The 11,267-nt window shown below is 69.7% G+C and carries 9 protein-coding genes and 1 pseudogene; 7 read left to right on the forward strand and 3 right to left on the reverse strand.

What is annotated here, in order from left to right:
- Nucleotides 1-8: 8 nt before the first annotated feature.
- Nucleotides 9-647, reverse strand: coding sequence for a PadR family transcriptional regulator (locus ACLJN9_RS08920; RefSeq protein WP_410810634.1), 639 nt, complete (start codon nucleotides 645-647; stop codon nucleotides 9-11).
- A gap of 174 nt (nucleotides 648-821) precedes the next feature.
- Between ACLJN9_RS08920 and ACLJN9_RS08925 the strand changes: the two genes are divergently transcribed.
- The 3 genes and pseudogenes from ACLJN9_RS08925 (at nucleotide 822) to ACLJN9_RS08935 (ending at nucleotide 5,907) form a co-directional block, all read left to right on the forward strand.
- On the forward strand, nucleotides 822-1,265 hold the full coding sequence (locus ACLJN9_RS08925; protein ID WP_410810635.1) for a DUF5318 domain-containing protein: 444 nt from the start codon (nucleotides 822-824) through the stop codon (nucleotides 1,263-1,265).
- Nucleotides 1,266-1,462: 197 nt separating this feature from the next.
- Nucleotides 1,463-4,240, forward strand: a pseudogene (locus tag ACLJN9_RS08930) (transglycosylase domain-containing protein); the annotation flags it as partial.
- A 164-nt stretch (nucleotides 4,241-4,404) separates the two neighbouring features.
- Nucleotides 4,405-5,907, forward strand: a complete 1,503-nt coding sequence (locus ACLJN9_RS08935; protein WP_410810636.1) for a glycosyltransferase family 87 protein — start codon at nucleotides 4,405-4,407, stop codon at nucleotides 5,905-5,907.
- 21 nt (nucleotides 5,908-5,928) lie between these two features.
- Here the strand turns inward: ACLJN9_RS08935 and ACLJN9_RS08940 are convergent, their stop codons facing one another.
- Nucleotides 5,929-8,121 carry a hypothetical protein gene (locus ACLJN9_RS08940; RefSeq protein WP_410810637.1) on the reverse strand — a complete coding sequence of 731 codons (2,193 nt, stop codon included), beginning with the start codon at nucleotides 8,119-8,121 and terminating at the stop codon, nucleotides 5,929-5,931.
- Nucleotides 8,118-8,909 carry a deoxyribonuclease IV gene (locus ACLJN9_RS08945; RefSeq protein ID WP_410810638.1) on the reverse strand — a complete coding sequence of 264 codons (792 nt, stop codon included), beginning with the start codon at nucleotides 8,907-8,909 and terminating at the stop codon, nucleotides 8,118-8,120. Before ACLJN9_RS08945 ends, ACLJN9_RS08940 begins: the two co-directional genes overlap by 4 nt.
- A 639-nt stretch (nucleotides 8,910-9,548) precedes the next feature.
- On the opposite strand from ACLJN9_RS08945, the gene rpsF reads away from it, so the two are divergent.
- The 4 genes from rpsF to rplI all read left to right on the forward strand — a co-directional run bounded on the left by rpsF (nucleotide 9,549) and on the right by rplI (nucleotide 11,205).
- Entirely contained in the window at nucleotides 9,549-9,839 is a 291-nt protein-coding gene (rpsF, locus tag ACLJN9_RS08950; protein ID WP_117668160.1) for a 30S ribosomal protein S6, read from the forward strand.
- Nucleotides 9,840-9,920: 81 nt separating this feature from the next.
- Entirely contained in the window at nucleotides 9,921-10,463 is a 543-nt protein-coding gene (locus tag ACLJN9_RS08955; RefSeq protein ID WP_410810639.1) for a single-stranded DNA-binding protein, read from the forward strand.
- Nucleotides 10,463-10,744 (forward strand): 30S ribosomal protein S18, encoded by a 282-nt coding sequence (gene rpsR / locus ACLJN9_RS08960; protein WP_051723758.1) that lies wholly within the window; start codon nucleotides 10,463-10,465, stop codon nucleotides 10,742-10,744. The genes ACLJN9_RS08955 and rpsR overlap by 1 nt, the downstream gene beginning before the upstream one ends.
- A 14-nt stretch (nucleotides 10,745-10,758) precedes the next feature.
- Nucleotides 10,759-11,205, forward strand: a complete 447-nt coding sequence (gene rplI, locus ACLJN9_RS08965; protein WP_410810640.1) for a 50S ribosomal protein L9 — start codon at nucleotides 10,759-10,761, stop codon at nucleotides 11,203-11,205.
- Nucleotides 11,206-11,267: the final 62 nt, after the last annotated feature.

An 11,267-nucleotide genomic window follows, 5' to 3' on the forward strand; every position in this document is an offset into this window, starting at 1 on the left:
CTTTTCTGTCACGGCCGCTCTTTCCTGGTCTCTCCAGGTGGAGGCGGGCTGTTGTCTTCTCGTCGGCCACCGGCCGTCCCGATGTTCGGGACCGTCGGGGCTCGGCCGGAGCGCTCGTTCGCAATGAGCTCCTCCAGCCAGCGGACCTCGCGCTCACAGGCATCGAGGCCGTGGCGCTGCAGTTCCAGGGTGTAAGCGTCGAGGCGCTCGGCCGCACGGCCCAGCACGTCACGAAGTCCTTCGCGACGCTCCTCGATCTTGCGGCGGCGACCCTCCAGGATGCGGAGGCGGGTCGCCTGGTCGGTACGGGCGAAGAACGCGAAGTGCACTCCGAAGCCCGTGTCGTCGTACGTCTCCGGCCCGGCGTGTGCGATCAGCTGGGCGAAGCGTTCCTTGCCCTCCGCGGTGATTTTGTAGACCACCCGACCTCGTCGGCTGGTCAGCGCGGGAACCTCCTCGGCGGTGGCGGGCGTCTCGGCAGCTTCGGTGATCCATCCGGCCGCCTGCAACCTGCGCAGGGTCGGATAGAGCGAGCCGTAGCTGATCGCCGCCCGGATCGCGCCGAGTTTGGCGGTCAGCTCCTTGCGCAGCTCATAGCCGTGCATTGGAGACTCCTGCAGGAGGCCGAGAATGGCGAACTCGAGCACTGGCCATCCCCTCTTACCCCCGGCGTGGAGCCGTAACCGCCACGATGTATCGGACCGATACATCGCACGTTAGCGGGTCGGCCGGGGTCAGGGCAAACCCTCGTTCCGAGATGCCGCTGTCACGGATCGTGACGGTGGTCGCCTGGTCGGGCCGGACCGCGTACCCTTCTCCGCATGCGTACGTCTCGCCAGGTGGTCGACTACTCGCTTCAGAAGCGAGCGGTGCTGCGCGAGCTCCTGGCCGGCCGCGTCGGCACCTACGACGTCTGCGACGCGTCGCCGTACCTGAAGAACGCCGCTCGGTTCCACGGTGAGCCGACTGACCAGCGCTGCCCCATCTGTCGCAGCGAGAACCTGACAAACGTCCACTACATTTACGGCGACGAGCTCAAGCAGTCCGCCGGTCAGGCTCGGACTCTGGCCGAGTTGCCCGTGCTGGCGATGACGCTGCGTGAGTTTCAGGTCTTCGTGGTGGAGGTGTGCCTCGGCTGTGACTGGAACCATCTCGTCGAGCAGTACCTGCTCGGCCGGGATGGCATCAGCGGCGACAGCGATGGCGAGCAGGACGCGGCGGGTGCCGGAGGCACCGGTCGGCGGAGGCGAGAGGCGCAACGGTGATCGCAGCTGGCTCGACCGGCCCCGGGGCCGTGGACACGACCCGGGACGGCCGACCGCTCGTTGGTCTGATTAGCCCCTTTGATACTGCAATGACCCCGGCGGACCGGCACCCTCGTGCCGGCGTCCCGGGTGAAGCAACTCACGGCAACCCGGTGGCGGCGCAGTCGCGCCCCACCGCGACCGGCAGGGTGTGAGGAATGAACTCGTACGGCGATCCCAGTTCTGCGCGCGGACGGGGCCAGTCCCCGGGCCCGGACGGCGACCCCGGACCGGGCGCGGACGACGCGTACCGCCGGCCGGGCGGTGAGTCGCGCGGGAGTGGCTGGTCGGCCCCGGACACCCCGGCGTCCCCCGGTCGCGCCTCGGTCACACCGCGTGCCTCCGGCGGACGCGCCTCCGTCGGTGGGTCGGCAGCGGTCCCACCGCGCGGCGGTGCCGCCGGGTCCGCATCGGTCGGGTCGGCCACCCCGGGCCGGGCCGGACGGGCCTCGGTGCCGGTGTCCCCGGCACCGGGTGCGGCCGCCGGTCGTGCCGGCGCGGGTCGAGCCTCCGTGCCCATGTCCCCGGCACCGGGAGCACCGGCGGGCCGAGCCGCGGTCGGCGCGGCCTCTGTCGGCGCCGCCTCGGCGGGTCGGGCCAGCGTCGGCTCCGCTTCGGTGGGCGGCCGTGCCGCGGTCGCTCGGGCGAGCGTCTCACCCGTCTCCGGCGGGCCTGGCGGGCCCGGCGGCCCTGGTGGGCCGAACGGCCCAGGTCGGGGCGGTCGCGGTGCGGGTGGCCCAGCCGGGGCGGCGCGGGCCAAGAAGCGCAAGCGGTTGAACCTGCTGATCGCCGGCTTCGCGGTCTTCATCATGCTCGCCGGGCTCGGTGTGGTCGGGTTCACCTACTACTCGACCAACGTGGTCATGCCCAACGAGATGCCGCTGCCGCTGTCCACCACCGTCTACGCCAAGGACGGCAAGACCCAGCTCGCCAAGCTGGGCAGCGAGAACCGCACCTTCGTCACCATCAGCCAGATTCCGGAGCCCGTGCAGCACGCGGTGGCGGCAGCCGAGGACCGGAACTTCTACCGGCACTCGGGCGTCGACTACAAGGGCATCGTCCGGGCGGCGTGGAACAACGTCTCCGGTGGTGACAAGCAGGGTGCCTCGACGATCACCCAGCAGTACGCCCGCAACGCGTTCGAGAACCTCCAGGACGACAGCTACGGCCGGAAGGTGAAGGAGGCCATCCTCGCCTCCAAGCTCAGCGAGGAGTACGACAAGCCGGAGATCATGCAGCACTACCTGAACGTGATCTACTTCGGACGCGGTGCCTACGGCATCGAGGCCGCGGCACAGACGTACTTCGGCAAGGCGGCGAAGGACCTGAGCGTGGGCGAGGGCGCGGTGCTCGCGGCGGTCATCAAGCAGCCGGTGGCGAGTGACACCCACAAGGGCTACGACCCGGCGGTCAACCCGACCGACGCCCGGTCGAGGTGGGACTACGTGATCGCCGGCATGAAGAAGGAGGGCTGGGTGGACGCCCCCGGGCAGCCGCCGGCGCCAACCGCCTACCCCAAGGTGCTGCCGCCGAAGAAGGGCGGCAACGGGTTCGGGGTCGACAGCCCTCGCGGCAACGTCATCAACTACGTGCGCCAGGAGATGGACACGATGGGCCTCTGCTCCGACACCGGCGCGGAGGGCAAGACGAGCTGTGTGGACGCGCTGCGCGACGGTGGCTACCGGATCACCACCACCATTGACCCGAGGCTGCAGGCCGCCGCGGAGAACGTCGCCATGCAGTCGAAGAAGGGTTCGGAGCTCAACGACCAGCCCAAGAACCTGATGGCTGCGGTGGTGTCGATCGACCCGAAGAAGGGCCGGGTGCTCGCCTACTACGGCGGTGACAGCGGGGCCGACTTCGACTACGCCGGCAAGAACACCGACAAGAACGGTGATCTCACCGGCGGCCACCAGCCGGGCTCCTCGATGAAGGTGTACACCCTGGCCGCCGCGATCGAGGCCGGCATCTCGGTGAAGTCGCACTGGGACCCCACGCCGTACAAGCCCGAGGGCTCCGCGGTCGCAATCGGCAACGCCGGCCGCACCAACCTCAAGTGCGGCAAGTGGTGCACCCTCGAAGAGTCGACGGTCCAGTCGTACAACGTGCCCTTCTACTGGGTCGCCGACACGATCGGTTCCCAGAAGGTGGTCGACATGGCCAGGAAGGCCGGCGTGACCACCATGTGGGGCGTCGACCCGCCACAGCCCTTCGACCTGTCCAAGAAGGGGCCGAACCCGTTCGACAACTACACCGGTTTCGGCAAGTACCCGATCACCGTCTTCGACCACGCCAACGCGCTGGCCACGTTCGCGAACGACGGTAAGTACATCAAGGCGCACTTCGTCATCAAGGTGGAGCAGCAGGACAAGGACACCGGCAAGTGGAAGGTCGTCGGCAGCGAGCGCATCAAGCCGGAGCAACGGATCGACAAGAAGGTCACCGACGAGGTCACCGGTGTCCTCAAGCAGATCCCCGGTGTCAACAAGTTCAGCCTGGATGACGGCCGCCAAGCCGCCGCCAAGACCGGCACCTGGGAGTACGACAAGGACGACAACTCGCACGCCTGGACGGTCGGCTACACCCCGCAGATCGCCACCGCGGTGTGGGTGGGCAGTAGGGACCCGAAGAAGCCGGAGATCCGGCTCGCCAGCGGCAAGGACATCGGTGGTTCGACGCTCCCCGGTCCGATCTGGGAGAAGTACATGAACACCGCCCTCAACGGGCAGGAGGAGATCCCTCTGCCCAGCGTCACCGGCGAGGGCGACGTCACGAAGGGCAACGGCAAGGAGCCGGCGGCTCCGCCGCCGGGTCTGCCGGGTCTCCCGGGCATGCCTGGCCAACCGGTCTGTGACCCGCTGACCGACGTGCTCTGCCCACAAACCGGCGGAAACAATCCCGGCGGTGGACCCGGGACGGGCGGTGGCGGCGGTGGTCAGTCGCCCGTTCGGCCACCGAGAAACCGGAACTGACCGGCACCTCTCTTCCGCCGCCGCCGCCGTCCGGACGAACCTGTCCGGCCGGCGGCGGCGTTTCCGTACCCGTGTCTGGCGCGCCGGGACAGGACGAGCACCCCGGTCGTACGGCAGGATGCCTTCCCATGAGGACCCAGTCGACGCCCGGCATCGACGACGCCGGAGCCACCGATCACCCGTCCCGCTCCGACGGGTTCGTCCGCGGCGTCTCCGGCATCATCGGTGGTCCGCTGGGCGACCACGCGACGGCGCTCAACCGGCCGGCCGGCGGGGAGCGGCGGTTCTGGACCGCCGTCCGGATCGTGTTGGCGCTGGCCTGCCTCACACTCGCCCTGCACTGGGTGCAGAAGTCGCCTTGTCAGGACGGCGCCTGGCAGAAGAACGAGCAGTACACCAAGTTCTGCTACACCGACGTGCTCGCCCTCTACTACGCCGAGGGGCTCAACGAGGGCAAGGTGCCCTACCGCGACCACCCCGTCGAATATCCCGTCCTCACCGGCTATTTCATGGGGGCGCTGGGCCTGCCGGTGCACGCCCTCGGCGACGACGACCCGAGCATCAACCAGGGTCAGTGGTTCTACAACCTCAACGCGCTGGTGCTGGGTGCGCTCGCGGTCGCCACCGTGGCGGTGATCCTGACGCTGCGCCGCAGAAGACCCTGGGACGCCGCTCTGTTCGCACTCGCGCCGGCACTACTGCTCACCGCCACCGTCAACTGGGACCTGCTCGCCATCGGGTTGGCCGCGTTCGGCCTCCTGGCCTGGGCCCGGAAACGACCTGGGCTGGCCGGCGTACTGCTCGGTCTCGCCGGTGCCGCGAAGCTCTGGCCGCTGTTTCTCCTCGGCCCGATCCTGGTGCTGGCGCTGCGGGCCGCCCGGCTACGCGCCGCGCTCGTCACGACCGGCACGGCGATCGCCGCACTGGTGCTGGTGAACCTGCCGGCGGCGCGGGCGTACCCGGAGAACTGGGACCGGTTCTTCGAGCTGAACACCACCCGCCCGATCGACTGGGGCACGCTCTGGTACATCGGGCGCTACCTCGACGGCAAGGTCGGCGGTGATCCCGCCCGGCTCGGTCCGTTCGAATGGCTCAACGTCAACATCCCCACGCTGAACACCCTCTCGTACGCCCTGTTCGGGCTGGCCTGCCTCGGCGTGGCCGTGCTGGCGCTGCGGGCGCCCCGCCGACCGCGGCTCGCCCCGCTCGCGTTCCTGGTCGTCGCCGCGTTCCTTATCTTCAGCAAGGTCTGGTCCCAGCAGTTCGTGCTCTGGCTGCTGCCGCTGGCGGTGCTGGCCCGCCCGAAGTGGGGTGCCTTCCTGGCCTGGCAGATCGCCGAGGTGTGCTATTTCGTCGCCTTCTACGGCGAGCTGCTCGGCGCGGCGACCAGTCGCCCGGTCTTCCCGGAAGGGGTCTTCGTGCTGGCCTCGACGCTGCGGCTGGCCACCGTCGTGGTGCTCTGCGTGCTGGTCGTCAAGGAGATCCTGCACCCCGAGCGGGACGCGGTGCGGACGATCTATTCGGACGACCCCGACGGCGGCGTGCTCGACGGCGCACCAGATGCTCCCTGGATCGACCGCTGGCGCCGCCCCGCAGTCAGCGACACCTCTCGCGAGCTCGCCACCAGCTGATCCGCCCCCCGGTCGGAGGCGTCAGAGCCGGTAGACCACCGCACCGTCGATCTCCTGACGGGTGATGCCGAGCGACTCGACCGGTGCGTCGATGGTGATCTCCCACGGGGTGCCCGCCACCTGCCCGCGCAGCAGTACGACCGTGCGGACGCCGAGCGTGCGCAGGTAGTCGACGCTTGTCTGGTCGGGGAACGACTGGCTCACCCGGCGGACGTCGTCGAGCTGGCGTGGCGTGAAACCGCTGCCGCCGTTCACCACGTCGGGAAAACCGCTGGTCGACCAGAGCATCACGTGCTGGTCCAGACCCTGGTTGCTGGGCAGCACCAGCAGAGGCCCCTCCGCGGTGCGGAGCGCGGCCGGCTGGGTCGGCACCACCGGATGCGGGGTGGTGTTCAGACCCTCGACGGTGACCAGCAGCAGCGGCAACAGGGTGGCCAGTCGCAGCCACGGCCCCGGCCAGGAAGGGATGCGCTGCGCGGCCAGCTCGCGGACCCGGTCGGTGAGGGCGGTGACCGCACCCGCCGCGAGCAGGGCGAGCAGCAGCGTGGCCCACAGCATCAACCGCCCGGGGGTACGCAGCGCACTCCAACCGGGCGCGTGTTCGAAGAGCGGGATGTAGGTGAAGGTGCCGTCGAAGAAGCGGGTGCCCATCGCGAAGGCCATGGTCACCAGCACACCGGCGAGCAGCAGCACTCGGTGGCGTGCCCGCCAGACCGAGAAGAACAGCCCACCCGCGGCCAACGCGTAGAGCACGAAGCCGGGCAGCAGGGTCATCTCCGGGTGCCACGGCAGCGCCGCGCGGGCGCCCTCGTGCAACCCACCCCAGATGCGTGACTCGGCGGGCGCGGTCACGAAGCCGGACGCGGGCGGAGAGAAGAGGCTGATGTCGGCGATGGTGCGCTCGGCGTACGGATGCAGCTCCGTCACCTTGAAGAACGGAATCGCCATCAACAGACCCACCCCGGCGAAGAGCGCCCCACCCACCACGTCGGCGACGAGCAGCCGGCGGCCGAACGGCGGGGCCTGGCCGCTCCGGAGCCGCCGCGCGAGGAAGAGCACGGCGCAGACCAGCACCGCACCGGCCAGGAAGTACGCGAACGGCAGGCCGATGCCGAAGCCGAGGCTGAGCTGCCAGGCTGCCACCAGCCAGCCGGCGTAGACCCAGCCGTCGTGCCGGCGCTCGGGGCGGTAGCCGTGCCGCAGCGACCAGCCGTGCCCGCGCGCCAGCATGGCGAGGGCCAGCGGGATGCCGCCGTTGGAGAGCACGTGCAGGTGCCCGGCCTGGGCCAGCCACCACGGCGCGTAGGTGTAGGCGACGCCGGCGACCGCGGCGCCGATCCGGCCCGAGCCGAGCTGCCGGGCCAGCGCGTACGCCCCGAGCGTGGCGAGCGCGTGCGCCAGCACGAACATGATGTTGTAGCGGAGCACGGCGTCCTCGGGGCCGCTGCCGAGCATCCCGGCGGGAGCGTAGCCGAGGAGCGTGTCGGAGAACGCGAAGCTCCACAGCTCGGGGAAGAACGTGTTGGACTGCCACAGGTGCGCCGGGTCGGTGAGCAGGATGTGCCCCGACCAGGCCATCTGCCAGGCCTGCAGGCTCGGGTCCCAGTAGTCCTGGGGGAGTGTGTAGCGCGGGTACCGGAGTGTGGGCCAGGTCATCAACACGGCCAGCGCCAGCGCTCCGAGGGTGGCCAGGGTCCACTCGTGGATCAGGAACCGGCCGACGGCGCGGGCCGCCCGGCTGCGGCGGGTGGGCACGGGCTCGGGCGCGGAGGCGAAGGCCTCCCACCGCTCGGGCTCAGTCTGCTTCACCTCGTCGGCTGCTGCCGTCTCACCCTGCCCGGGTGCCTTCCCGGAGCCGCCCTTCTCGGAGCCGCCCTTTCTGAAGCGGCCCTTCTGGAAGCGGCCTTTCGCGGAGGCCGCCGTGGCGGGCATGCCCGTGGCGGTCGCGGTGACGGCGGACTTGGCCACGGCGGTCTCGGCGACGGCATCCTCGGCCACGGGGGTCTCGGCCACGGCGGTCTCGGCGACGGCGTCCTCGGCCGCGGCGGGCTTGGCCACGGTGGTCACGGCGACGGCGTCCTCGGCGGCCCTGGTCGAGGCGGGCTCGACTGTGGCGCTGTCGGCCACGGCGTCCGACGAGGTGGCCGGTCGGATCTCGGTGTCACCCGTGGAGGTGGGCTGGGCACTCCCGGCGCCGGGCTGTCCGGTCGTCATGCTGCCCGACTCCCCGCGCCGAGCTGCTGGCGGAGGAAGTCGATGTCGGCGGTCTGACCGGCCACGCCGCCCGGAGTTTCGACGACCACCGGCGCTCCGGCCGCCCGGATCACCGCCACCACCAGTTCCGGGTCGATCGTGCCGCCGCCCAGGTTGTCGTGCCGATCCTGGCCGGAGTTGAACGCGCCCTTGGAGTTGTTGGCGTGTACCAGGTCGATCCGCCCGGTGATCGCCTTGACCCGGTCGACCAGGCCGAGCAGCTCCTCACCGCCGGCGTACGCGTGGCAGGTGTCGAGGCAGAAGCCCACCTCGTGGTCGCCGACGGCGTCCCAGAGTCGGGCCAGCGCGTCCAACCGGCGGGCGCAGGCGTTGTCGCCGCCGGCGGTGTTCTCGATGAGAACCGGGACACCGAAGCCACCGGAATCTGCCGCGTACGCGAATGTCTTGCGCCAGTTGTCGAAGCCGACGGCCGGGTCGTCCCCCGCGTTGACGTGCCCACCGTGGACGATCACGCCCTTGGCGCCGATCTCGGCGGCCGCGCGTGCATGCCCGAGCAGCAGCTTGCGGCTGGGGATCCGGATGCGGTTGTTGAGGGTTGCCACGTTGATGACGTACGGCGCGTGCACGTAGAGATCGACCTCGGCTGTGCGTAGCCGCTCGGCGTCCTCCCGTGGCCTGGGGGCCTTCCACCCCTGCGGGTCGGCGAGGAAGAACTGCACGGTGTCGGCGGACCGGGCGGCCGCCTCTGCCAGCGGGTCGGTCGAGTCGACGTGGGCTCCGATACGCATGCGAGCGAGCCTACGTCGCACGCCTGACGGGTGGGGTGCTGGACGGCGCGGTGTCGGACGCCGGCCGCGTCACCCGGGCGGACCGACGATCGTTGATGAATTGGAGCCGGCGGCCACCGCCGGGTGCCGCCGAAGGTGCGAGTGCCGCGAGCGGCAGCTGGTGGTCGACGGACAACAGCGAGGTCACCCCCGTCGTACGGCCCGGTGTGGCGGCCGAGGCCCTCTCGATCCACCGGCCCTTGCCGATGAAAGTTTCCGGAAAATTGTGCTTTTCCCCCCAACAAGGTACGAGAGCCGTTGTATCGTCAGGTAACAACACGATAAAGCTCCGCGGGGCGTTCCCGGTCCAACCTCATCGGTGTGGTCGTTCCTCCCCAGGTCCCACCCAAGGAATGCGGACGGGACGCCCCGCGGCCTCGTTGACGGGGGCCCACCATCGACCGGTGACGGTCCGACGGTGGGCCCCCGTCGACGCGTCCGCGTCCGGGGCCGACCACCCCGGGCATGATCGTCTGGACCGGCTATCCTGGTCAGGTTGTCCGCGTCCGGCCGGGTTCCCTCGGCGCGTGCGGGCAGCGACGCACGACCTCCTGCCACGGAAGGACCGTGGCCGCCTAGCCCACAGGAGGTGAGCACGTCTTGCGTCACTACGAAGTAATGGTCATCCTCGACTCCAGCCTCGAGGAACGCACCGTCGCCCCGTCGCTCGACACGTACCTGAACGTGATCCGGACCGCGGGTGGCTCGGTTGAGAAGACGGACGTGTGGGGCCGCCGGCGCCTCGCGTACGAAATCAACAAAAAGGCTGAGGGCATCTACGCCGTCATCGACCTGCAGGCCACACCTGCTGCGGTGGCCGAGCTGGACCGTCAGCTGCGGCTCAACGAGTCCGTGCTGCGCACCAAGGTCATCCGGCCGGAGATGCGCTAAGCATTCAAACCCCCGGTTCGTCCGGATCAGCCTCCGCGACTCTGTCGTACGACTCTGCGAGCCTGTACGACGAGACGCTGAGTGCGCGAGGAGATGGTCATGGCAGGAGACACCACCATCACGGTCATCGGCAATCTGACCGATGACCCCGAGTTGCGGTTCACCCCGTCCGGTGCGGCGGTCGCCAAGTTCCGGGTCGCTTCGACGCCCCGTTTCATGGACAAGACCACCAACGAGTGGAAGGACGGCGAGCCGCTCTTCCTGGCCTGCACCGTGTGGCGTCAGGCGGCGGAACACGTCGCCGAGTCGCTGCAGCGGGGCGCCCGCGTGATCGTCTCGGGTCGGCTGCGTCAGCGGTCGTACGAGACCCGCGAGGGCGAGAAGCGCACCGTCATCGAGCTCGAGGTCGACGAGATCGGCCCGTCGCTGCGCTACGCCACGGCGAAGGTGCAGAAGATGTCCCGCTCCGGTGGAGCTGGCGGCGGCTTTGGTGGCGGCGGTAACGGTGGCGGTGGTGGTCAGGGTGGCGGCGGAGGCAACTTCGACGACCCCTGGGCTTCGGCTGCACCCTCTCCCGCGCGTGCCGGTTCGGGCGCCAATTTTGACGAGGAGCCACCGTTCTAATGGCGCCGAGCGCCCGCGATCGCAAACCAGGAGCACGTGCAACGGCCAAGGCTGCGGCACTGCGCAAGCCCAAGAAGAAGGTGAACCCGCTCGACAAGGACGGGATCGCCTACATCGACTACAAGGACACCGCGCTGCTGCGCAAGTTCATCTCCGATCGCGGCAAGATCCGCGCTCGGCGGGTGACCGGCGTGACCTCGCAGCAGCAGCGACAGATCGCCCGTGCGGTCAAGAACGCCCGTGAGATGGCGCTCCTGCCGTACACGGCCACCACCCGCTGAGAGGAGGCACCGATATGAAGATCATCCTGACTCAGGAAGTGTCCGGCCTCGGTGCCCCGGGCGACATCGTCGAGGTCAAGGACGGCTACGGCCGTAACTACCTGCTGCCGCAGGGCTTCGCGATCGCCTGGACCAAGGGCGCGGAAAAGCAGGTCACGGTCATCAAGCGGGCCCGTTCGGCTCGCGAGATCCGCGACCTCGGCCACGCCAACGAGGTCAAGGGCCAGCTCGAGGGTCTCAAGGTGAGCTTGAAGGCCCGTGCCGGCGACGGTGGACGGCTCTTCGGCTCGGTCACTTCGGCCGAGATCGTCGACGCCGTCAAGGCTTCCGGCGGCCCGGTCCTCGATCGGCGCCGGCTGGAGGTGCCCGGTCACATCAAGTCGACCGGCAGCTACCCGGTGAAGATCAAGCTGCACCCCGAGGTGACCGCGTCGTTCAACCTGAACGTCGTTCAGGGCTGACGCCAGCAACACCACACGAAGGCCCGTACCGAGCGATCGGTACGGGCCTTCGCGCGTCCCGT

The sequence above is a fragment of the Micromonospora sp. 067-2 genome (assembly GCF_046549295.1).
GTDB lineage: Bacteria > Actinomycetota > Actinomycetes > Mycobacteriales > Micromonosporaceae > Micromonospora.